Origin of the sequence: Rhodococcus sp. SGAir0479 (genome assembly GCF_005484805.1) — a bacterium.
In the GTDB taxonomy this organism is placed as follows: Bacteria; Actinomycetota; Actinomycetes; order Mycobacteriales; family Mycobacteriaceae; genus Prescottella.
Genome location: NZ_CP039432.1, coordinates 32,694 through 57,343 on the forward strand (window position 1 = coordinate 32,694; position 24,650 = coordinate 57,343).

Below are 24,650 nucleotides of genomic sequence, written 5' to 3' on the forward strand. Positions count from 1 at the left end.
AGGTGCGATGACCATCATCGGTTCGCGACGCGGGTACGCGTCCACCGCATACACACCGCCGCCGCGCGGCGGGCGCTATGAAAACGTTCTGCTCGCAGTACTTTTCGCCACCTTCGGGTTCGTGTTCTTCGACCGGCTGGCGCTGAACTACCTGAGCCCGTTCTTCAAGGACGAACTGGGCCTGGACAACTCCGACATCGGGTTGCTGGGCGGCATCCCCGCCCTCACCTGGGCGCTGGCCGGGCTGTCGATGGGCTATCTGTCCGACCGCAAGGATCGGCGGAAGCCGTTCCTGATCGGCGCGGTCGTCGTGTTCACCGTCTTCTCGGCGATGTCGGGACTGGTGGGTGGACTCGCGAGTCTGTTGCTGTTGCGGGCGATCATGGGTGGCGCCGAGGGTGCGGTGCTGCCGCTCGCGCAACCGATGATGATCTATTCGTCGAGTCCGCGGCGGCGTGGGCTCAACATGGGGCTGGTGCAGGGTTCGTCCGCCGGCCTGCTCGGGGGCATCCTCGGGCCGATCGTCACCGTCCACCTGGCCGAGGCCTTCGGGTGGCGAACGGCGTTCCTCGCGACGGTGGTGCCCGGAGCGCTGCTGGCCCTGCTGGTGCTGAAGTTCGTACGCGACCTGCGCCTGCAGGACCCGGCCACGATCGCGCAGGACGACGCGGACGGTGCGGCCCCGGTGTCCGACGACCGCGCGTCGATGCGGTTCGCCGACGCGGTCCGTACCCGCAACGTGTTGGTGTGCCTGGTGATCGCCATCTTCTACCTGACGTGGTTCACCACGACCCAGACGTTCGCCCCGCTCTACCTGAGCGAGGTCAAGGGCTTCGACGGCGGACAGTTGAGCTTCGCGCTCACCGGCATCGGAATCGCGTGGGTGATCTGGGGCGCGCTGGTGCCCGGGATCTCCGACCGGATCGGGCGCAAACCGGCGATGATCGGGTTCACGTCGCTGGCGGTGCTGGCCCCGCTCGCCGTCATCGGGATCGACTCGCCGATCCTGCTGTTCCTCGCGCTCGCCGTCACCTACACCGGTCTGGGCTGCTTCACACTGCTCATGGCCACCATCCCCGCCGAGACCGTGCCGCGACACCTCGTCGCGACATGCCTGGGGCTCATCATGGGCGTCGGCGAGGTCGTCGGCGGTTTCGTCGCCCCGTGGCTGGCAGGGCGGCTGTCGGACTCGTTCGGCCTGCAGGTGAGCATGCTCATCTCCTCGGGCGCGGCCCTCGTCGTGGTGCTGCTCGCGTTCGCGCTGAAGGAGACGGCGCCGGCACGGGTGGGGGTATCCGCATGAACGTCACCGGGCACGCGGTGCGGTGGCACGGCGCCGGCGACCTGCGCGTCGACGAGGTCGAGCTGCCGGCGCCGGACGCGGGGCAGGTGCTGTTGCGCTGCGCGTACTGCGGGGCGTGCGGCAGCGACCTCCACGAGATCCACGACGGTCCGCACGCCATCCCGACCGGGACACCCCACACGCTGTCGGGTGCCACCGCACCCATCGTGCTCGGGCACGAGTTCTCCGGCACGGTGGTCGCGGTCGGCGCGGACGTCGACGGGATCGCCGTCGGGGACGCGGTGGCGGTCGAGCCGAACTACCGCTGCGGCGAGTGCCCGGCCTGCCGGGACGGGCGCTACCACACGTGCCGCCACTTCGGCTTCGCCGGACTGATGGGCGACGGTGGGATGGCCGAGTACGCAACGGTTCCGGCGTACATGGTGCACGTGCTCCCGGCCGGGTTCGACCTGGCCCAGGCGGCGGTGCTCGAACCCGCCGCCGTGGCGCTGCACGCGGTGCGCCGGTCCGGGATCCGGACGGGAGCGAGTGCGGCGGTGATCGGGTTGGGCCCGGTGGGTCTACTGGTCTGCGCGCTGCTGCGCCGACGCGGTGTCGATCGCCTCGTCGGGATCGATCCGGTGCCGGAGCGCCGCGCGCTGGCCTCGCGGCTCGGGGTGCCGACGGTGATCGACCCGCGAGCGGTCTCCGACGTGCCCACCGCCGTCCGGAGCGCGGGCGGCGACGACGGTGTGGATGTTGCCTTCGAGGTCGTCGGTGCACAGCCGACGTTCGAGACCGCGGTGGGCTCGGTCCGCACCGGTGGGACCGTCGTCCTACTCGGGTTGGCGGACGAATTGCGTTTCGATGCTTTCGATTTCGTCAACGACGAGCTGACCGTGGTGGCGAGCGTCGGGTACAACGACTGCCATCGGGAACTGATCGACCTGGTGCACCGGGGCCTGCTCGACCTGACCCCGTTCACCGCCGACGTGGTGGACCTGGCCGAGGCGCCCGCCGTGCTCACGGCGATGGCCGCCGGCGGCCGTCGCGGCGTGAAGACCCTCGTGAGATGTGGAGGAGGAACCCGATGACTCGTACCGATTCGGCCACGACCGACGTCTTCCGCACCGACCTGTTCGCCGGGAGATCCGTTCTCGTCACCGGCGGCACCTCCGGCATCGGCGCCGGAATCGCCGCGGCCTTCGCCGGCCTCGGCGCCGACGTGTGGGCCGTGGGTCTTCCGGCGCCGGGTCTTCCGACGCCGCGCCGCGGGCCCGACACGGTCGGTGACGCGGTGACGGTGGTCCACGGCGACGTCACCGACGACACGGTCCTCGCCGACGTGCTGGCACGGATGCGCGAGGTGGACGTGCTGGTGAACTGCGCGGGGATCGCGCTCGAGGACGGATCCGAGCACACCCCGGACGGCTGGGACCGGGTGTTGCGGGTCAACCTCACCGCGGCGATGCGGCTGAGCACGCTCGCCCGCCCGCGCATGGCCGGGCGGGCCGCGTCGATCGTCAACATCGCCTCGATGTACTCGACGTTCGGCAGCAGCGTGATCCCGGCCTACGCGGCGTCCAAGGGCGCCCTCGTGCAACTGACGAAGTCGCTCGCCCAGGCTTACGCGGCTGACGGCATCCGGGTCAACGCCGTGGCGCCGGGATGGATCGACACCCCGCTCGGGCGCGGGCGCATGGAGGATCCGCAGGCCAACGCGGAGATCCTGGCCCGCACCCCGTTGGGGGCGTGGGGCCGGCCGCGGGACGTCGCGGCCGCCGCGGTGTTTCTGAGTTCGCCGGCCGCGTCGTACGTCACCGGCACGGTGCTCCCGGTCGACGGTGGTTACCTGACGGTGTGAGTTCGGTCCTCAGGCGCGCAGCGTGGCGCCCCCGTCGACGTACACGCTCTGCATGGTGATGTGCCGGGCCCGGTCGGAGAGCAGGAACTCGACGGTCTCGGCGATGTCGGACGGTGTCGCGATGCGGCCGAGGGGGATGCCCACCTTGTAGGAGGAGAGGTCACCGTCGATCGCGCCGCGGGCACCGGCCTCGTCCTCGGGGTCGGCCCACAGGGACCGCTGCATGTCGGTGTCGGTGGACCCCGGCGCGACGATGTTGGCGCGCACCCCGTACCGGGCCAGTTCCAGCCCGAGTACCCGGGTGAGCATGGTCGACGCCGCTTTGGAGGAGCCGTAGGCGCCCATCGACATCCGTGGCACCCCGGCCGAGTTGGAGCCGACGACCACGATGGCCCCGGACCGGCGTTCGCGCATGGCACGGCCCACCGGTCGGACGACGTTGAGCAGTCCGAAGAGGTTGACGTCGAAGACGTTCCGCCAGTCGGCCGGATCGGAATCCAGCACCGATCCGGTCTCGAGGATTCCCGCGACGTGGGCGAGTTCGGTGATCGGGCCCGCAGACTGCTCCGTCTCGGCGACCGTCGCCGCCACGGCCTCGGGGTCGCGGATGTCGACGGTGTGGGTGAGGACGCCCCCACCGAGCTGCCGGGCCGTGTCCGCGAGGCCCGCCGCGTCGGCGTCGGCCAATGCGACCTTCCGCCCGGCCCGCGCCAACGTCAGCGCCACGGCCCGACCGATGCCGTGGCCGGCGCCTACCACCAGAGAGATTGTCACAGTTGCACTCCCAGTGCGCTCATGACGGTACCGAACTTGGTCACCGTCTCTCGTAGTTCGGCCCCCGGATCGGACTCGGCGACGATGCCACCGCCCGCATACGTGGTGACCCGGCGTCGATCGCTGCTGATCTCGGCGCAGCGGATGGCCACCATCCATTCGCCGTCGCCGTCGGCCGTGCACCAGCCCACCGCGCCCGCGTAGAACCCGCGGTCGCCCTCCAACTCGGCGATCGTGTCGAAGGCCGGGCCGGTGGGTGTCCCGCAGACCGCCGGCGTCGGGTGCAGTGCCAGAGCGAGATCGAGTGCGGTGGTGCTCGGGTCCCGGAGCTCACCCCGAATCGGTGTACCGAGGTGCCACAGCTGCGGGGTGTGGGCGAGCGTCGGCTCGTCGGGGATGTCGAGGACGCGGCAGAACGGTGCCAGCGCCTCGCGGATCGCGTCGACGACGAACGCGTGTTCGCGCCGGTCCTTGGTCGATTCGGTCAGTGCGCGGCCGACCTGGCGATCGCGGTCGGCCCGCGGATGACGAGCCGCCGAGCCCGCGAGCGGGTGACAGCTGACGGCCTCGCCCCGCTTCCGCACGAGTACCTCGGGTGACGATCCGACCAACGTGCGCCCGCTGTAGGGTCCACCGGCCGCGCTCAGGTCCGCGTAATAACCGTTGCCCTCCGGGGTTCCGGCCACCAGTGCCGCCAGCACCCTCGACGGATCCACCGGGCCGTCGGCGGCCAACGTCACGGTCCGGGCCAGAACCACCTTCTGCAGCTCCGACCCGGTGTCGCGCAGGACGTCGAGAGCGGTGTGGATGCGATCGGTGTGCTCCCCCTCGCGCAATTCGTCGACGGTGAACGCGGGCAGATCCGGCAGTCCGTCGGGTGCCTGCCAGATTTCACCGGTGCGCACGACGTACTCGGGTTCGGTGAGGGCGCAGGGGGTGTCGCGGGAGAAGGGGAGCGCGCCGACCACGAGGCCCGCGGCCCCGGATCGCAGTGCCGACGCGGCAGCGTCGGCATCGTCGAACCGTGCGCGGCAGCCGTCCGCCGCCACCGTTCCGTGCGGACGGGACAGTACGAAGCGGCCGCGGGTGCCTTCGTCGGAACCGACGATGCCCGCGGCGTCGATGACGGTGTGCGTGCGTGAACTCAACACGAGCCTCGTTTCGATCCAGGGATTGGGGGTGGGCAATCGATGCCCTGACCCGGCTAGCCTAAACCGATTGGTCCTATATAGGTTAGGCTAAGGTTATTCAGACGTGCGAGGGGTGGACTGTGTCGATGACGTGTGGTCGGATGGCGTGCGGAAACGGCGATTTCTGTTGTGTCGGTGTGAGATTCGCTACCTCGACGATGTCGGCCGTGGCCGACGCTGCGTCGACGCACTGACCTTCCTTCCCACTCGGGGTCGCCGCTACGAGCGACTCCGCCTGCGCCAGGAGCTCCGAGTACATGCAACTGCCAGTCTTCTTCGAAGCGCCCGCGACGCCGCTGCGCACCCGGCACATAGACGTCACCGAGTCCACCACCCCGCGACAACTGACGCTGCGGACGATGTTCGCGGCCAAGAAGTACACGGTTCCGGCCGGCGTGCTGCTGATCGTGCACCAGCTGTGCGCGGCGCTGGTGCCGGTCATCATGGGCGTGGCCATCGACCGTGCGATCAGCACGGGTGATGCCGGCGAACTGGTGTTGTGGGTGGCGGTGCTGGCAGTCGATTACGCACTAGTGTCGACGACCTTCCGGTTCGGATCCCGCGTCGGCTTCCTGGGCATGCAGTCGATCCAGCACCAGGTGCGCACGCGCATCACCGACCGGATCCTCGACGCACGCGGACTGGGCGGTGCGGCGCGCCAGCCCGGAATGCTGCTGAGCATCGCCACATCCGACGCCCGGCAGCTCGCCTCGGCAGTCGCGATCGTGGTGTATCCGTTGGGTGAGTTCGCCGCCGTCGTCTTCTCGGCGCTGATCCTGCTGTACATCTCCTGGCCGCTGGGCCTGGCCATCCTGGTGGCGGCGCCGCTCATGTTGTGGCTCATGGACCGCGCGGGTGCGCCGCTGCGCCGGCGGAGCATGCAGGAGCAGCAGGCGGCGGGGGAGGCCGCGGGTACGGCGGCCGATCTGGTGGGCGGCTTCCGGATCGTCAAGGGTCTCGGCGCCGAACACGAGGCGGGGCGTCGGTATCTCGTTGCGAGTGAGCGGGCGTTGCAGGGCACGCTCAAGGCGAACGTGGCCCGCGCGGGCTACCTGGCGTCGATGGAGACCGTCTCCGGGTTGTTCATCGCCGGAGTCGCGGTGGCCGCCGGCCTGATGGCGGTCGGTGGTGCGATGACCATCGGTCAGCTCATCACCGTCGTGGCGGTGACCCAGTTCGTCATGGGCCCGCTCCAGGCCTTCGCCGCCAACTTCGGCGCCATCTGGGCGCAGGCGTTGGGGTCGGCCGAGCGCGTGCTGACGGTCCTGCAGGCGCCGTTCGCCCACGAGGAGTCGCCGGCTGCGCGCGCGCCGGGCGGTTTCTCGCTGCGGTTCGAGGGGGCCGCGTGCGGCGCCGCGGCCGCCGTCGACCGGGACGTCCCGGAGGGTGAGTTCGTCGCCGTCGAGGCGGATGCGGTCACCACCGCGGCCCTCGCCGACGTCCTCGCCGGGCTGGCGGAACCGAGCTCGGGAGCTGTCACCGTCGGCGGGGTGGACGTACGCGACCTGCCGCACGGGACACGCAAACGCACACTGCTCGTGGCTCCGCACGAGAGCGACCTGTTCGAGGGCACCGTCGGGGAGAACATCGCCGCGACCGACGACGTCGGCGCCGAGGCCGTCACCCGCGCGATCTTCGCATCGGCCTGCGACGACGTGCTGGCGACCCTGCCCGACGGCCTGGCCACCGACGTCGGCGAGGCCGGGCGGATGCTGTCGGGCGGCCAGCGCCAGCGTGTGTCGCTGGCCCGCGCGCTGGCCGCGGACCCGGACGTGCTCGTGCTGCTGGATCCGACGACGGCTGTCGACTCGGTGACGGAAGCGACTGTGGCCGAACGCATCGCAACCGCGCGGTCCGGGAAGACCACGATCGTGTTCACGTCGTCGCCGGCACTGTTGGCGGCCGCGTCGAGCGTGTGGCGCATCGAAGCCGCCGACACGACGACCGGCGATCTCGCACCGACGTTGACGGAGGCCTCACGATGACCATCGAATTGCAGACGACGACCGCGAAACTACCGGTCGCCGATGCCCGGTCCGTGCGGCGCGAGGTGCGCCGGGCACTGCACGGGCAGGGAGGACGGCTGGCCGCGGTCGTGGCGACCATGGTCGTCGGCGCCGCGCTCGGTCTGGTCCCGCCGTGGGCGCTCGGCCGCATGGTCGACGTCGTCATCGAGGACGGCGACACGGCGCGGATCTGGCTGTCGGGCGCGGCCATGGTCGGCGCGGCACTCGCCTTCGCCGGCTTCACGGCGCTGGGCGTGGTGTTGTCGTCCAGGCTGTTCGAAACCGTGCTGGCGCGTCTGCGGGAGCGGATGTTCACAACCAGCCTGTCGCTGCCGCTCGAACGGGTGGAGCAGGCGGGCAGCGGTGATCTCGTCTCCCGCGCCACCGACGACGTCGAAGAGGTCTCCCGCGCGATCAGCACCGTGGTCCCGGCGCTGTCGACGTCGTTGTTCACGGTGGTCCTCACGGCCGTGGGACTGACGGCGCTGGACTGGCGGTTCCTCGCGGTGCTCGTGGTGGCGCTGCCGATCTACGTGCTCGCGGTGCGCTGGTACCTGCGGAAGGCGCCGGAAATCTATGCGGCCGAACGCGCGGCGATGGGGCTGCGGGCGCAACAGGTCTTGGGTGCGGTGCGCGGTCTGCGCACGGTGCACGCGTACGACATGTCCCCGAAGCTGGCCGGCCGCATCGGATCCCACTCGTGGGAGGTCGTGCGGTGGACGATGCGAGCGCGCATCGTGCAGAACCGCTTCTACGGAAGGCTCAACTCCGGACAGTTCGTCGTCATGGCCGGCCTGCTCGTCGCCGGGTACTTACTGGTGGGCGCAGACGCGCTCACCGTCGGCGCCACGACGACGGCGATGCTGTTCTTCCTCCGCCTGTTCGAGCCGATCGACGACCTGTTGCTGGTCATCGACGAATTGCAGTCCGCGCTCGCATCACTCGCCCGGATCGTCGGAGTGATCGAGACCCGCGACGAACAGCAGGACGGCGAGAGTCGCGCTTCCTCGTTGCCGGAGCACGGCGCGCTCGAGGCGCGTGGTGTCACGTTCGGGTACGTCCCGGGGCGACATGTCGTCCGCGGCACAGACCTTGCGGTGGCCCCCGGCGAGACCGTTGCCGTCGTGGGTACCTCGGGTGCCGGGAAGTCGACGTTGGCGGCACTGCTCGCCGGGGTTCGGACGCCCGACGAGGGGCGCATCGACTTCGGCGGTGTCGACCTTTCCCAATTTCCGGAAAGCGCACGCGCGCAGCGGGTCACGCTGGTCACCCAGGAGGTGCACGTTTTCGCCGGATCGCTGCGAGAGGACCTCGCCCTGGCGAACCCGGCGGCCGACGACGCCGCGATGGTCGCGGCGTTGCGGACCGTGCTGGCCGACGACTGGTTCGAGCTGCTTCCGGAGGGCCTGGACACCGTGGTCGGGGACGCCGGCCACCAGCTCACGCCCGTGCAGGCACAGCAGCTGGCGCTGGCACGGTTGGTGCTGGCGGACCCGCCCGTGGTGATCCTCGACGAGGCCACCGCCGACGCGGGCAGTTCCGGTGCCTCGTTGCTCGAGCAGGCCGCCACCGCGGCGCTGGCCGGACGTGCCGCCGTGATCGTGGCGCACCGCCTGGGGCAGGTCCGGCACGCGGACCGAATCCTGTTGATGGAGAACGGGACAGTGGTCGAGCAGGGCACGCACGACGAGTTGATCGCGCGGGGCGGTCGCTACTGCGCGCTGTGGGACGCCTGGAGCCTGCATCGACACTGACGAGCGCGGAAGCCCTCTCGTTCACGACACGACCCCACTGGGAGTAAGTCTAGGCTAACCTAATTTCTGTTCAAGATCGAAGCGAGAGGGACGCAATGGCAATTCCGAAGATCTCCGGCTACGCGATGCCCGTGCGCGACGAGATTCCTGACAATGTCGTCGACTGGGAACTCGACCCGGGACGTGCCGCACTGCTCGTCCACGACATGCAGAACTACTTCATCGACGCGTACGTCGATGCGCCCGAACTCATTTCCCCTGTCGTCGACAACATCGCCGCGCTGCGGGAGCAGGCATCGGAGTCGGGTATCCCCGTCGTCTACACGATGCAACCGGGCGACCAGCACCCCGCCAGGCGCGGCGTGCTCGCCGACTTCTGGGGTCCCGGCCTCGAGTCGGGCCGCGACACCGAGGTCATCGACCGGCTCCGCCCGCGCCGCGGCGACATCCAGGTCACCAAGTGGCGCTACTCGGCGTTCCAACGGACGGACCTGCGCGAGCTGCTGGCACATCACGGACGTGACCAGTTGATCGTGACCGGGGTCTACACCCACATGGGCTGCCTCCTCAGTGCCGCAGAGGCATTCATGTCCGACGTTCGTCCCTTCCTGGTGCTCGACGCGACCGCCGACTTCTCGCGCGACGAGCACGTGATGGCGGCGACGTACGCCGCCAAACGCTGCGGCGCGGTCGTCACGACCGACGACGTGTCCGCCGCTCTCACCCGCGAGTTCGTCGCGGCCGGGGCTGCCCGGTGAGTTCGACGGTCGGCACCGGGACGCACCTCGACCCGCTCCGGCTCGACGGTGTGGTGGAGTACCCGGCCGAGTTCGCCGCGCGGTATCGCGAGAAGGGTTACTGGATCGGGCAGACGCATGCGGCGCTCCTGGCGGAAGCAGTGGCGGCGCACCCGGACCGGCTCGCGGTGGTCGACCCCCGGCGCACGGTCACCTACGCCCGACTCGCGGAGCGGGTACAGGTGGTCGCGGCGGAGTTCGCCGCCCGGGGCATCGGGCGGGGCGATCGCGTCGTCGTCCACCTGCCCAACACCGTCGAATACGTCGAGGTCGTCTTCGCGCTCTTCGAGATCGGCGCGTTGCCGGTGTTCGCGCTGGCCGCGCACCGCTCCGCCGAAATTCGTCAGTTCTGTAGCGCGGCGTCCACGAGTGGGTACGTCACCGTCGACACCTTCGGTCTCACATCGTATGCGGGGACGGCGGCGGAGATCGCCGCCGAATTTCCCGACATCGCCACCGTGGTCATCCCGCTCGGCGACGAATCCTGGGCCGGCCGAGAACCGCTCCCGCGTGCCGAGCGTTCGCTGCCGTCCGACGTGGCGTTCCTCCAACTGTCGGGCGGCACCACCGGGACCCCCAAACTGATCCCGCGCACGCACGACGACTACCTGTACTCGGTGCGCGAGAGTGCGCGCATCTGCGGCATCGACGCCACCTCGGTGATGCTCGCGGTGCTGCCGATCTCGCACAACTTCACGATGAGCTCGCCCGGACTGCTGGGGATGATCGCCGTCGGCGGCTGCGTCGTGATGGCGCCGGACCCCAGTCCCGACACGTGCCTGCGACTGATCGAGGCGCATGCCGTGACGCACGCGGCACTCGTGCCGCCGGTGCTGATGGCGTGGCTCAACTCGTCGGCCCGCGCCGAGCGCGACATCTCCTCGCTCGTCGCGGTGTGGGTGGGCGGCGCCAAACTCCCCGAGGAGGCCGCCCGCCGCGTCGCCCCCGAACTGGGGTGCATGCTGACCCAGGTCTTCGGCATGGCCGAGGGTCTGGTCAACTACACGCGCGCCGGGGACGATGACGAGACGATCCACACCACGCAGGGACGGCCCATCTCGCCCGACGACGAGGTACGGGTGGTCGACGACGCGGGTGTGCCGGTGGCCGACGGCGTCGCCGGACATCTACAGACGCGTGGTCCCTACACGATCCGCGGCTATTACTGCGCCCCCGAACACAATCGGCGCTCGTTCACCGCCGACGGTTTCTACGCCACCGGTGACATCGTCGTGAGGGATCCGCGCGGCTACCTCACGGTCGTGGGCCGGAGCAAGGACCAGATCAACCGCGGCGGCGAGAAGATCGCACCGGCGATGGTCGAGAACCACCTGCTGGCCCACCGCGAGATCCACGACGTGTCCGTCGTGGGTGTCCCCGACGACGCTCTCGGTGAACGGATCTGCGCGTACGTGATTCGCCGTGATCCGGAGTCCGGGTCCCCGACGGCATCCCAGCTCCGCGCCTTCCTGCGCGCCGAGCGGCGGGTGGCCGCGTACACGATTCCCGACCGTTTCGAGTTCGTCACCGAATTCCCCACCACGTCGGTGGGCAAGATCGACAAGAAGAGTCAGGGCGCATGACACTCACCGAAGGGCATCCCGCCGAGACCGAGACCGGGACCGAGACGCTGCTGCCGCTCACTGGCGCGCAACTCGGAATCTGGAACGCGCAGCGCCTCGAGCCCGACTCGCCCTACTACCTCGTGGGCGAGGTGCTCGAGCTCGACGGCACGGATCGGGACGTCGAGCTCGACCTCGAGGTGCTCGTCGCGGAGATCGCGGCGACGGTCGCCGAGGCCGAGACGATGAGGCTGCGTTTCGTCGAGACCGCCGACGGCCCCCGCCAGTGGATCGCACCGAACCACCCGCTGGCGATCCCCGTCGTCGACCTCAGGGCCGAGGCGGATCCCCGGGCAGCCGCGGACGAGAAGGTCGCACACATCCGGGCCGACGCAGCCCGCGCCGCCTCCGAGATGACCGACCGGCAGCTGTTCACCTACACGCTGCTGCGCCTGTCCGCGACGCAGGTGTGGTGCGTGCAGCTCTACCACCACCTGATCGTCGACGGTTACTCCGCGGCGATGATCTCCCGCCGACTGGCCACCCGCTACACGGCCACGGTAACCGGTAAGCGACTGCGCCCGAACACCTTCGGATCCATTGCGGAACTGGTGGCCGAGGACGTGCAGTACCGCAACTCCGAGCAGGCGACGCTCGACCGTGACTACTGGACCGCGCGTCTCGACCCGCTGCCCGAACTGCACGGACGCGGTGGCACGGATCTCGGCGCGGCTGTCCGCACCCGCTGCGCCCGCGCGTTCCTGAGCACCGAGACCATGGATGAGCTGCGAAAGCTCGCCGGCGATCACGGATGCACGTGGGCGGACCTGCTCATCGGCGCCTACCTGGGGTTCGTGGCCCGGCTGCGGTCGACCACCGACGTGGTGTCCGCGCTGCCGATCATGGTTCGCACCACGCGCACCGCGCTGACGACGCCGTCGATGGCCGTCAACGTGCTCCCACTGCGGGTCTCGGTGTCGCTGTCCGACGACCTGCCGGAACTGGGCGCGAAGGTGGCGGCCGCGCTGAGCGAACTGCGCGAGCACCAGCGCTACCGCGGCGAGGACCTGGTGCGCGATCTCGCCGCGCCGGGCGCGGGCGCCGTCCTGCACGGCGTCGGAATCAATCTCAAGGCCTTCGACTTCGACCTGGACTTCGCCGGAGCTGTCGGGACGCTGCGGAACGTGGCGGGCGGCCCGCCCGAGGAACTGGGACTGACGGCCACTCCGGTCGACGGCGGACGCATGATGCTCGGGTTCGAGGTGGACGCCCGGACCGTGTCCGAGACCGAGGTGACCGCGCGGGTCCGGGGACTGGCCCGGCTGGTGCGTGCCCTGAGTTCCCCCGACCGCCCCGCGCTGGGCCGGGTGAGCCTGAACGCGGCGGGCATCGACCCGGGATGGGCACCGGCGGCGCTGCCGCAGACCGGTGCGCGATCGGTTGCCGACATCTTCGCCGACATGGTGACCGCGTGCCCGAACGAGACGGTGCTCACCGACTCCGAGAAATCGATGACGGCAACGGAACTGGCCGCCCGCAGCTACCGGATCGCCCGGTTGCTCCGTGCCCGGGGGATCGGCACGGACGATATCGTGGCGATCGCGCTGCCGCGCACCGCCGACATCGTCGCGTGCATCTTCGCGGTGTGGGAGGCGGGTGCCGCCTACGTGGTGCTCGATCCGGCGTACCCCACCGAACGCCTCGACGGGCTCGTCGCGGCGGCCCGGCCGTCGTTGCTGCTGTGCCACGGCGAGCCGCCGGTGACGACTATCGAGTGCGAGATCGTCGGGCTCGGATCGGAGCCGATCGAGACGGAGCTGGCCTCCCTGGCCGGCGACCGGTTGCGCGCCGACGAACTCGCGACGACTCGACGGGCCGACGACATGGCCTACGTGCTGTTCACGTCGGGCTCCACGGGCACCCCGAAGGGCGTCGTCGTCCGCTCGGGTGGTCTCGCACACCTCGTGCACCGTCAACGGACCGCGGTGTACGCCGACGCCCGCGCCCGGGCCGGCGGACGGCAGCTGCACGTGGCACACACCACCTCGTTCGCGTTCGACGCGTCGATCGATCCGCTGCTGTGGATCCTCGACGGACATCGGATCCACCTGTACGGCAGCGACGTCCAGCGGGACGCGGATCTGCAGATCCAGCGGTTCGCGGCCGACGCGATCGACGTGGTCGACACGACCCCGTCCATGGCGGCCTTCCTCGTGGACGCGGGGCTGCTCGGACCGGCCCACGGTGACGCCCGCCCGCACTCGATCGGCACGATCGTCGTCGGCGGGGAAGCACTGCCCGCGGCGCTCGCTCAGCGGCTCGGCGACAGCGCGGCCCGGGTGTACAACATGTACGGCCCGACCGAGGCCACGGTGGACGCGATCGCCGCCGAGGTGACGGGCCCCGACGTTCGCATCGGTCGGCCGCTCGAGGGCACGTCCGCGTACCTGCTCGACGGGGCGTTGCAGCCCGTCCTCGACGGGGAGACCGGTGAGCTCTATCTGGCGGGCCCGCAGCTCGCCCGCGGCTACCTCGGGCGCCCCGGCGCCACCGCCGACCGTTTCGTGGCCGATCCGTTCGACCGGTCGGGTGGCCGAATGTACCGCACCGGCGACCTGGCCCGCTGGCACCCGGAGACCGGGTTCGAGTACTGCGGCCGGGCCGACGACCAGGTCAAGATTCGCGGTCATCGGGTCGAACTTCGGGAGGTCGAAACTGCCCTGACACAGTCGGCTTCGGTATCCGCTGCCGTCGCGGTGGTGACCGGCGCCGGCGCGTTCGCCAAACTCGTCGGATACGTGGTGGCCGCGGATGGTGCGCTTTCCGGCGACGACGTCCGGCGTGAGCTGCTGACCCGGGTCCCGGACCACCTCGTGCCGTCCGTGGTGGTGGTCCTCGACGAGATGCCGGTGACGGTCAACGGCAAGATCGACAGGAAGCGGCTGCCGGATCCGGCGAGTCTCGCACCGACCGCGGACGCCGCGGCCCGCACGCCCGGCACCGCCGCCGAGTACGCGCTGTGCGCCGTCGTCACCGAGGTGCTCGGCGTCCCCGAGGTGTCGCTCGACGCCGACCTGTTCACGCTCGGCGGCGACAGCATCGGCGCGATCAGCATCAGCAGCCGGTTGCGGGGCCACGGACTCGTGCTCACCCCCAAGGAACTGCTGTCCGGTCGCGACCTCGCGACGCTCGCCGCGATGAGCCGCGAATGGGTCGACGACGCCGGACAGGACACCGACGACGGCATCGGGGCGGCACCGACCACACCGATCATGCGCAACGTGCTGGCCGCCGACTCCGTCACGGCCGTGGCGTCCTACGCGCAGTGGGCCGCGGTCGAAGTTGACCGCCGCCTCGACCGAGACGCGCCGGCCGCCGCCGCGCGGGTGCTCCTGGACCGGCACCCGGCGTTGCGGATGATCGTCCGGGACGCGGAATCCGTGGACATCCCCACCGCGACCGACGTGCCTCTCGAAATCGGCGAGCGCGGCCCGGTCACCGCGGACGCGTTCACGCGCGAGATCGCGGGGTGGGCACGCGAGGACGCCGCCGCGCTGTCCCCGGCCGCCGGAGACCTGCTGCGGCTGAGCATCGTCCGTATGTCCGACGGCAACGACCGGTTGCTCGTCGTGGTCCATCACTTCGCCGTCGACGCCGTGTCCTGGTCCGTCCTGCTGGCCGACCTCGTGGCCGCCTGCCGCGGCCTGGACCTCCCACCTACCACGGGCGAGTCGTGGCGCCACCGTGCTCTGGAACTGGCGGCGCGCGGGACGGTCCACCGGTACGTCGACGAGTTGGAGCAGTGGCAGTCGGTCCTCGAGACGGGATCGCGCGTGCTCGTCGACGCCGACCCGCGGCACGGCCTGGACACCCACGCGACGGCGGACGTCACCCGGACGGAGACGACGCCGGCGGTGACCGCGGCGATCATCGACGCGCTGTGCTCTCGGTACCGCGCACGCCCCGACGAGGTGCTCCTGGCCGCCCTCACCGTCGCGGTGCGCGCCTACCGGGACGCGGCCACCGGCGACTTCCCGGTGCTGATGGAGGGCCACGGACGTGACGCGGACACCGGCCGGGGGCGCGGGTCGACCGTCGGCTGGTTCACCACGGAGTACCCCGTGTCGGCGCCGGCTGCGCTCCTCGACTCCGACGATCGGCTCGCCGAGGCGCTGGGCGGCGGTAGCGTTCTCGCCGAGATCCTGCACGAGATCAAGGCCCGCCGGCGACAGGGACGGGACCATGGGATCGGGTACGGCGTCCTGCGGTTCCACGACGAGGCCGGCGAGCCGCTCACGACACTGCCCGCTCCCCAGATCGTCCTCAACTATCTCGGCAGGTCCGCCGGCCTGTCGGGGACCGGCTGGCGCACCGTCGGAGACGACGGCTTCGGCGTCGTGGAACCGGCCACGCGGACGCTCACGGAAGTCTTGGCGGTCAACGCGTTCGTGCACGACGGTGCCGCCGGGTCCACGCTGTCCATCGAATGGACCGCGGCGGGCGAACTGCTGGGCGCGACGTCCGTCGCCGCACTGCAACGCCACTTCGGCGCGGCACTGGACGCCTACGCCGCGCACGCCGCGCTGCACGCCGGTGGACTCAGTGCCGCCGATTGCGACGACGTCATCGTCACGCAGAACCAGGTCTCCTTCCTCGAGTCGATCACCGGCCCGCTCGCCGAAATCCTGCCGCTCTCGCCGCTGCAGGAGGGTCTGCTCGCGCACGCCGCCCGTTTCACCGAGCACGACCCGTACACGTTGACGGCGGTGGTCGACCTCGCCGGTGAGCTCGACGTGGATCGATTGCGGTCCGCCTTTTCGGCGGTGGTCACCCGGCACCGCAACCTGGCCGCCGGGTTCCATTTCGACGGCGTGGACGCGCCTGTCGCGACGATTCCCCGGGTCGTCGACATTCCCTGGCGCTTCTCGGATCTCGGTCAGCTACCGGCGGTCGCGGCGGCCGCGGCCGCCGCGCAGGCGCAGCGCACGGCGGCGGCGCGGGTGTTCGACGTCCGTCGTGGACCGCTCCTCGCGGCGCACGTGCTCCGGCTGCCCGGTGAGCGGACACAATTGATCCTCAACGCGCATCATCTGGTGACCGACGGATGGTCGACCCCGATCGTGTTGCGCGAGTTGGTGCATCACTACAACCACGGCGCGGCCGGGCTCCCGTCGGCGCCGGACTACGCCGACTTCCTGCGGTGGCTGGGCCGGCTGGACCGCGACGGGCTGCGCGCAGCATGGCGCCGTCGCCTGGCCGGGCTGACGGCGCCCACACTGGTCGCCCGCGGGGAAGGTGCCGCAGGACACCCGGTGACGACCGAGGTTCCGGTGGACGACACGCTCGGCCACCGGCTGGCCGGCGCTGCTCGCGAGAACGGGCTCACGGTCAACACCTTCGTGCAGGGCGCGTGGAGCGCGGTGCTGTGCGCGCTCGTCGGCACCGACGACGTCGTGTTCGGTACCACCGTGTCCGGGCGGCCCGCGGCCCTCGCGCAGGTCGAGTCGATGGTGGGTCTGTTCAGCAACACCGTCCCGGTGCGCGTTCGCATGGACGGCCGTTCGCTGCGGGACGTGCTGCAGGACAGTCAGCGCGAACAGTACGACCTCGGCGACGCCGAGCACCTGCCGCTGTCCGAGATCGAGGCGTGCAGCGACGCGCGCGGTGGACTGTTCGACACACTGGTGGTGTTCGAGAACTACCCCGCGCGGTTCGGCGAGAACTCCGCCGACTCGGGAGATTCGACGCACGTCACCGGTATCGGGAACATCAGTACGACGCAGTACCCGCTCTCGTTGCTCGCGCCACCCGGCGACCGGCTCCGGCTGGTGGTCGATCACGACCCGGGCGTCGTCGAGGCGCGGACCGCCGCGATGGTCGTCGACGCGCTACCGGCGGTGCTCGCCGACATGGTCGCGGGACTCGACCGCCCCGCCGCCGGATTCGTGCCGCGCACCATCGACCCCCTGCCCGCGCGACGCGTCACCGAGCGCGTACCGGCCGTCGCCGGGCCGGCAGCGGCCCACGCCGTGGACGTCGTCACCGCCTGCCTGGCCGAGGTGCTGGAGACGGCCATGCAGCCCGACGACGACTTCTTCGACCGCGGCGGGCATTCGCTGGCCGCGATGCGAGCGGTCAGCGGTCTGCGCCGGCACGGAGTCGTGGTGTCGGTCGCCGACATCTTCGCCGCCCGCACGCCCCGCGTGCTGGCGTCGCGCGCCCGGGCCGTCGAGACCTCCGAGACCCCCGAGGCGCCGCGGGAACCGGTGGTCGCCGACGGCCCGGACACCGTGTCGTCGGCGCAGGAGCGGCTGTGGGTCGTGCAGCGGCTCGATCCGGACTCGCGCGCCCACGACGTCCCCGTCGTGCTCGAACTCTCGGCCGCATTGGACACCGACGCCCTGCGCGCGGCGTGGCGAGACCTGCTGGAGCACTTCCCGGTCCTGCGCACCTGCTATCCCGCCGGAGACGGCGGCCGACCCGAGGCGCGGGTGCTGTCGCCGCTGGCGATTGCGGACCTGCGCGAGCGGGCCACGGACCGCGACCTGGCGACCGCCGTGCGGCTCGAGCTCGCGGACACTGGCTTCGACCTCGAGTCGGATGTCCCGGCTCGGGCCACCCAGCTGCGTGGGGACGGGTGGTCGGCGCTCGTGATCGTGATCCACCACATCGCGGTCGACGGCGCGTCGGTGCCCCTGTTGCTCGAAGTCCTGGCCCAGGCCTATGTGGAGCGGCTGGCCGGCAGGAATCCACAACTACTCACCGACGCACCGGCATTCGCGGAGTTCGTCGCGGCCGACCGGGCGCGCACGCGCTCGGCGGACGCCGAGCGGTCGCTGCGGTACTGGCGCGACCAGCTCGCGGCCCTGCCCACCGAACTGGAACTGCCGACCGATCGCCCGCGCCCACGACAGGCGACGCACCGGTCCGTCGAGGCCACCCGCACACTCGATGCCGCGGTCGTGGACGCGCTGCAGCGCGCGGCGGTCCGGTCCGGGGTCTCGGCGCTGATGCTGCTCGAGGCCGCGGTGGCGTTGACGTGGCAGCGCTTCGGCGCCGGTACCGACATCCCCCTCGGCACGACCGTGTCGGACCGGGAACTGCTCGCGGAAGGCCGGTTCCGGAACACGGTCGGATACCTGGTGAACACCACCGTGCACCGCATCGATCTCGCCGGCAACCCCACGCCCGGCCAGGTCCTCGAACGGGTCCGCACGGTCGGGTTGGACGCGCTCGCACACCAGCACGTGCCGTTCGACCGCATCGTCGACGCGGTCGCGCCCGAACGTGCGGCCGGGCGGCACCCGTTGTTCCAGACGATGGTCGGACACGAGATCGTCGGTGCACCCGTCGCACTGGGCACCGTCACCGGCACCCCCGTCGAACCCGTCGATCCGCCGGCCCGCATGGACGTCGCCGTCTGGCTCCGCGAGCACGGTTCGCACACCGATATCCGGTTGGGCGCGGCGGCCGATCTGTTCGACCCGGACACCGTCGCCCATCTGGCCGACGAACTGCTGGTCTCGCTCACCGACCTCGCGGCGCACCCCGACCGGCCGATTGCGGCGCTCGGTCGCGGTCAATTCCGGGACGACCCGACGCGCGAGGTCACGCCCCCGTCCGTGGTGGCGCGATTCCTCACGCAGGTGCGCGAGCGGCCCGAGCGGACAGCCGTCGTCGCCGGCGGCCGCGAGACGACCTACCGCGAAGCGGGAGAGCACGTGGAGACGCTCGCCCGCCACCTGGTGGCGCACGGAGTTCGTGCCGGTTCCGTCGTCGGTGTCGCCGTCGGCCGGACCGCCGACCTCCCGGTGGCCCTGCTGGCGGTACTCCGGTGCGGCGCCGCCTATCTCCCGCTGGACGTCGACTACCCCCGGGACCGTCTGCAGTACATGCTGGACGACGCCCGACCGGTCTGTGTGCTGGTCTCGGTGGACACCGCGGACGGGGTCGCATGGATGGACGTGCCCCTGATCGGCGTCGACGCCGGGGGCACCACGTCCGCAGCGGAGGTGATGCTGCCGGCGGTACCCGCCGCGGACGATGCATTGGCCTACGTCATCCACACGTCGGGAACCACCGGAAAGCCCAAGGGCGTCATGGTGACCTCCGCCAACCTCGCCGCGTTCGCGGATGCCGTGAGCACGCTGGGCTGGCTCCGCCCCGACGACCGGCTGATGGCCGTGACGACGGTGTCGTTCGACATCGCGGTGCTCGAACTGCTCTGCCCGCTGACCGTCGGCGCGTCCGTCGTCGTGGCTCCGCGCGCGTCGGTGGTCGATCCGGCCAGGCTGGCGGGCCTGATCGCCGACACCGGCGCCACGGTCGTGCAGGCGACGCCGTCGCTGTGGCGGCTCCTGCTCACCGTTCCCGGCACCGGAAGAGTCCGGGCCCTGATCGGTGGGGAGGCGGTCCCGGCGGAGCTGGCCGAACAGCTGACCACGGTCAGCGACGAGGTGTGGAATGTCTACGGCCCCACCGAGGCGACGGTGTGGGCGACGACCGACCGGCTCACGACGGGGGCGCCGGTCACGATCGGTGCGCCGTGGATCGATGTGCACGCACGGGTCCTCGACGACCTCCTCCGCGAGGTCCCCGAGGGTGCGTTCGGCGAGTTGTACCTGGGCGGCGCGCAGATCGCGCGGGGCTATCTGAACCGGCCGGCGCTGACCGCGGCCCGCTTCGTCGCGGACCCGCGGCGACCGGGGGAGCGGCTGTACCGGACCGGTGACGCGGTACGCAGGCGTCGCGGCCGCATCGAGTACCTGCGGCGCACCGATGACCAGGTGAAGGTGCGGGGCTTCCGCATCGAGCTCGGTGAGGTCGAGACCGCGATGCGCGCGCTGCCGGACGTCGCCGACGCGGCCGCGAAGGTCGCCGCGATCGCGGACGGATCCGCGCGGTTGTTCGGGTACGTCGTCCTGCGCAGCGGGGCGTCGGCCGATCCAGCCCGGATGCGGCAGGAACTCGTCTCGGCGTGGCCGGATCAGTTCGTGCCGCAGTCGATCACGGTTGTCGAGACGTTGCCGCGCACCCTGAACGGCAAGCTCGACCGGGCCGCACTCCCGTCCCCGGTTCCGCCGCCTCCGGTGGGTCCTGCGCCCGCGGGCACGGGCGCCGCGGCGCCCGCGTCCGTCGACACGGATCTGGCCGCGGCGGCTGCGGAAGTACTGGCCACCGAGATCGACATGGCGTCGAACTTCTTCGCCCACGGCGGCGACAGCATCGCCGCCGTGCGGTTGGTCGCGGCGGCATCGCAGCGCGGTGTGAACATCGCCGTCGCGGACGTGTTCGAGTGCGACACCCTCGCGGAGTTGGCGGTGCGAGCGGTCCGGGCGGACGCCCGGACCGGCGGGCCGGATGCGCCGGACGCGCTGGTCGAGCTGGTCGAGACGGACGCGAGCGCGCGGGCCTTCGTGGACGCCGAGTACCCGGGGTGGCAGCAGGTGCTGCCGCTGACGCCGTTGCAGCGCGGCATGTACTTCCACTCGGTGACCGGTGGTCGGGCGGCCACGGACAACTACCACGTCCAGCATCGCTTCACGTTCGCCGAACCGGTGGAGCGTCGGGCACTGAGCGCCGCGCTCGCCGCGATCGTTCGGCGGTACCCGAACCTCGGTGCGGCGTTCACGCATTCGGGGTTCGCCGAACCGGTCGCGATCATCACGCCGGTGTCGGTCGTGGTCGAGGAGCGGACCGTCGACTCGGCCGACGGGTTCGACGACGTCGCGGCCGCGGAATTCGCGCGGCCCTTCACGCTCGATCAGGCGCCGCTGTTGCGTGCGGTGCTCGTGACCGGACCCGAGTCGCGGGAACAGGTGGTGCTCACCCAGCATCATCTGCTGTCGGACGCGTGGTCGCAGGGTGTGCTGTTCACCGAGCTGTTCGTCCTCTACGGCGTCGCGCGCATGCTCGTCGGCCTGCATCCCGCGGGCGAGGACGGTGACCGGCAGATCGCCGACGCGCTGGCCCGGGTGCTGGCGCCCGCGGCCGACTTCACCGACCATCTGCGGCACCTGGCCGACCGCGACACGGACGCGGCGACGAAGGCGTGGGCGCAGCACCTGGCCGACCTCGACGAGCCGACGTCGGTGGCACCGGGCGCGGACCCGTTCGCGATGTCGCTGCCCCACCGTGTCACCTGCCGGATCGACGACCGCGTGCGCGACGGGATCGTGTCGCTCGCAGCCGAACTCGGCATCACCGTGTCCACCGTGGTGTCGCTCGCGTGGGCGTTGACGCTGCGCCGGGTCACCGGCCGCGACGACGTCGTGTTCGGGTCCACGGTGTCGGGGCGCGACCCGCGGGTACCCGACGTCGACCGCATGGTCGGGCTGACCCTCAACACCGTGCCGGTCCGGGTGCGCCTGCGGGCGTCGTCGACGCTTGCGGACACACTGCGCCGGCTGTTCGCGGAGCAGAGTGGGCTGATCGAGCACCACCACGCCGGCCTCGGCGAGATCGCCCGGGCGGCCGGGTTCGGCGTCCTGTTCGACACCCTGCTGGTGTTCCGCAACGTCGGCGGGGACGCGGAGCGCTTCGGCGTCTTCGAACGCGCGGGGATCGTCGCGGCGGAGGCGACGGACGCCACGCACTACGCGCTCACCGTCGATGTCGATCCGCGCAGCCGCAGCGGCGGCATGGATGTCACCATCGAGAACCGGCCCGACCTCGTCGACGACGAGACCGCCGCGTCCCTCCTGGAGTTGATGGCGGGCATGCTCGCCCGGATCGCCGCGATCCGGACCGTGGACGGGACCGAGCTCACGGTGGCCCGGACCGGTCGCGCCGGCGAGTCTCTCGAGCGCACCGCGCTGACGACCCCGCGCGTTCCGATCCCCGCCCCCGGGGCGCCCGAAGGCAGCATCGACACCCTGCTGTCCGAACGCGCCGCCGCGACCCCCGACGCACCGGCGCTGACGTGCGGTGCCGAGACGTTCACGGCGCGCGAACTCGACGAGCGGGTGACCGCGCTGGCGCGCCACCTCGTACGTGGCGGGGTCGGTGCGGGTGACCTCGTCGCGTTGATGCTGCCGCGAATCGCCGACCACGTCGTCGCGATCTTCGCGGTGATGCGCACCGGCGCCGCATACCTTCCGCTCGACCTCGAACACCCGGCGTCGCGGTTGCGCGAGATCGTGCTCGACAGCGGCGCCCGCACCGTCGTCACGGTGGACGCCCGGACCGACCGGGTGGCCGACGTGGTCGCGGGGCTGTCGGCGGTCTCGGTCGTCGACCTCGCCGACCCTGGCGTGGCCGACGTGCTGTCGGGCAGGCGGCCGGGACCGGAGGTGCCGGCGCACCGCATCGGCGGCCCGACCCACCCCGACCAGGCGGCGTACGTCATCTATACGTCGGGGTCGACGGGCACACCCAAGGGAGTGCAGGTCGGTCACCGTGGCTTGACCACGATGTACCACAACCACCGCGACGAGATCTTCCGCGCCACGGAGCGGTCCGTCGACGGTCGGCAGTTGCGCATCGCGCACACGGTGTCGTTCTCGTTCGACATGTCGTGGGAAGAGCTGTTCTGGTTGCTGGCGGGGCATCACGTGCACGTCATCGACGAGGCGGCTCGCGCCGATCCGCACACCCTGGTCCGGCACTACCGCACCGTCGGAATCGACGTCGTCAACGTGACGCCCTCCTATGCGCGGGAACTGATCGCCGCGGGACTGCTCGACGACCGCCGTGCGCCGAAACTGGTGATGCTCGGCGGCGAGGCCGTCCCGCAGGAGTTGTGGACGCGGCTGCGCGAACAGGACGGTGTCGACGGTTACGACCTGTACGGCCCCACCGAGTTCACCATCAACGCCATGGGATCGGCGGTCGGCGACAGCGCGACTCCGTGCCTCGGCAAGCCGGTCCGAAATGCCTGTGCGCGCGTGCTCGATTCCGGGCTGCGCCCGGTCGCGGTCGGCGCGGTCGGGGAGCTGTACATGTCGGGCGACGGCGTCGCGCACGGCTACCGCGGGCGCCGCGGGCAGACGGCATCGGTGTTCGTGGCCGACCCGTTCGCCGTCGGCGAGCGGATGTACCGCACCGGCGACCTCGTGCGGTACCTCGACGGCGGCCGGCTCGAGTACCTGGGTCGGGTCGACCGGCAGGTCAAGATCCGCGGCATCCGCATCGAACTCGGGGAAGTGGAGTCCGCACTCGAGGCGCTCCCGGGGGTCTCCCGGGCGGCCGCCACGGTCCGGTCGTACGGCGCCACGCAGCGATTGATCGGCTACGTCGTGGCCGACGACTCGACACCGGACTCGACGTCCGAAAGCGAGTTGCGCGCCCGGCTCCGCGATTCGGTACCGGCCCATCTGGTTCCGGCGCAGATCGTGCGCGTGGACGCCGTCCCGCTCACGGTCAACGGCAAGCTCGATCGAGCGGCGTTGCCCGAACCGCCGCGCCGCAACGTCGCCGATTCGCTGCGAACGCCCACCCAGTGGCAGGTGGCCGCCGCGTACTGCGAGTTGCTGGGCCTGGACCAGGTGGGTGCCGACGACGGGTTCGCCGACTGCGGCGGCGATTCGCTCGCGGCGATGCGGCTGGTCTCCCGGATCGAGCGCGACACCTCCGTGCGTATCGCGGTGGGGGAGCTGCTCGACCGCCAATCCGTCGCGGCGATAGCCGAACTCGTGGATTCTCGACGGGACGGTGCCACCACCGGCGCGGCGGACGACGTGATCCGGTTCGGCCGAAGCCGGGCGGCCGATCCGCTGTTCTGTGTCCACCCCGCCGGTGGCTACGCGTGGCAGTTCGCCTCGCTGGCATCGATGCTCGACCGCCCGGTCGTGGGACTGCAACTGCCCCAGGGTGACCGTCCCGGATCCTTCGACGAGCTGGTGGCGCACCACCTGCGTACCGTGCGGCGCGAGCAGCCCCGCGGACCGTACCGTCTGCTGGGGTACTCGTTCGGCGGCACTCTCGCCCACGCGATGGCCGCCGTACTGACGGCCGCCGGCGAGACCGTGGCGTTCGTCGGCGTGGTCGACAGCGAGCCGCTGGACGGGCGCAGCGTCGAGGCCCCGTCGGCGGTGCGCCGGCTGCCGGTGGAACTGGCCGACGATATCGCCGAGAACTTCACCTACACTTCGTCTCTGCTGAGGACCGCGACCGCGCCCGTCTACCCGGGCACGCTGACGTTGTTCGAGGCGCAGCGGTCGAAGCCGTCGGACGGTTTCGCCGATCGCTGGGGGCGAATACACGAAGGGGAGCTCGTGGTCCACGCCGTGGACGAGGACCACGACGGCATTGCGACAGCGGGCGGCTGGCGACAGATCCTGCCCGCGCTCGAGTAGCGCTGCACGCCGAGAACGATTCTCGGACCACACGACCATCCCGGGACGGCAGCACCGCCGACCGGCACACGAAGATCTCGCGAAAGGACCCACCTTGTCCCACTCACATCTTCGACGGCACGGCCT

General features: G+C 71.1%; 10 protein-coding genes. 8 read left to right on the top strand and 2 right to left on the bottom strand.

Features of this window, described 5'->3' with window-relative positions:
• Nucleotides 1–7 precede the first annotated feature (7 nt).
• The 3 genes from E7742_RS00150 to E7742_RS00160 are packed head-to-tail and all read left to right on the top strand — an operon-like array spanning nt 8 to nt 3,146.
• Nucleotides 8–1,303 (top strand): MFS transporter, encoded by a 1,296-nt coding sequence (locus E7742_RS00150; RefSeq protein ID WP_137797072.1) that lies wholly within the window; start codon nt 8–10, stop codon nt 1,301–1,303.
• Nucleotides 1,300–2,376 (top strand): 2,3-butanediol dehydrogenase, encoded by a 1,077-nt coding sequence (locus tag E7742_RS00155; protein ID WP_137797073.1) that lies wholly within the window; start codon nt 1,300–1,302, stop codon nt 2,374–2,376. The genes E7742_RS00150 and E7742_RS00155 overlap by 4 nt, the downstream gene beginning before the upstream one ends.
• A complete protein-coding gene (locus E7742_RS00160) occupies nt 2,373–3,146 on the top strand; it encodes an SDR family NAD(P)-dependent oxidoreductase (RefSeq protein ID WP_137797074.1) in 774 nt (257 codons plus the stop codon). Before E7742_RS00155 ends, E7742_RS00160 begins: the two co-directional genes overlap by 4 nt.
• Before the next feature lie 9 nt (nt 3,147–3,155).
• Here the strand turns inward: E7742_RS00160 and E7742_RS00165 are convergent, their stop codons facing one another.
• Nucleotides 3,156–3,920: a 2,3-dihydro-2,3-dihydroxybenzoate dehydrogenase gene (locus E7742_RS00165; protein WP_217497516.1), complete on the bottom strand. Its 765-nt coding sequence runs from the start codon at nt 3,918–3,920 to the stop codon at nt 3,156–3,158.
• Complete coding sequence (locus E7742_RS00170; RefSeq protein WP_217497535.1) at nt 3,917–5,044, bottom strand: isochorismate synthase; 1,128 nt, start codon at nt 5,042–5,044, stop codon at nt 3,917–3,919. Before E7742_RS00170 ends, E7742_RS00165 begins: the two co-directional genes overlap by 4 nt.
• A 323-nt stretch (nt 5,045–5,367) precedes the next feature.
• Between E7742_RS00170 and E7742_RS00175 the strand changes: the two genes are divergently transcribed.
• The 5 genes from E7742_RS00175 to E7742_RS00195 all read left to right on the top strand — a co-directional run bounded on the left by E7742_RS00175 (nt 5,368) and on the right by E7742_RS00195 (nt 24,524).
• Nucleotides 5,368–7,095, top strand: a complete 1,728-nt coding sequence (locus tag E7742_RS00175; RefSeq protein WP_137797076.1) for an ABC transporter ATP-binding protein — start codon at nt 5,368–5,370, stop codon at nt 7,093–7,095.
• The gene (locus E7742_RS00180; protein WP_137797077.1) at nt 7,092–8,870 is read left to right on the top strand and encodes an ABC transporter ATP-binding protein; all 1,779 of its coding nucleotides are present in this window, start codon (nt 7,092–7,094) and stop codon (nt 8,868–8,870) included. Before E7742_RS00175 ends, E7742_RS00180 begins: the two co-directional genes overlap by 4 nt.
• A gap of 95 nt (nt 8,871–8,965) precedes the next feature.
• Nucleotides 8,966–9,628 (top strand): isochorismatase family protein, encoded by a 663-nt coding sequence (locus E7742_RS00185; RefSeq protein WP_137797078.1) that lies wholly within the window; start codon nt 8,966–8,968, stop codon nt 9,626–9,628.
• A complete protein-coding gene (locus E7742_RS00190) occupies nt 9,625–11,250 on the top strand; it encodes an AMP-binding protein (protein ID WP_175420369.1) in 1,626 nt (541 codons plus the stop codon). The genes E7742_RS00185 and E7742_RS00190 overlap by 4 nt, the downstream gene beginning before the upstream one ends.
• The gene (locus E7742_RS00195; protein WP_137797079.1) at nt 11,247–24,524 is read left to right on the top strand and encodes a non-ribosomal peptide synthetase; all 13,278 of its coding nucleotides are present in this window, start codon (nt 11,247–11,249) and stop codon (nt 24,522–24,524) included. The genes E7742_RS00190 and E7742_RS00195 overlap by 4 nt, the downstream gene beginning before the upstream one ends.
• Nucleotides 24,525–24,650: the final 126 nt, after the last annotated feature.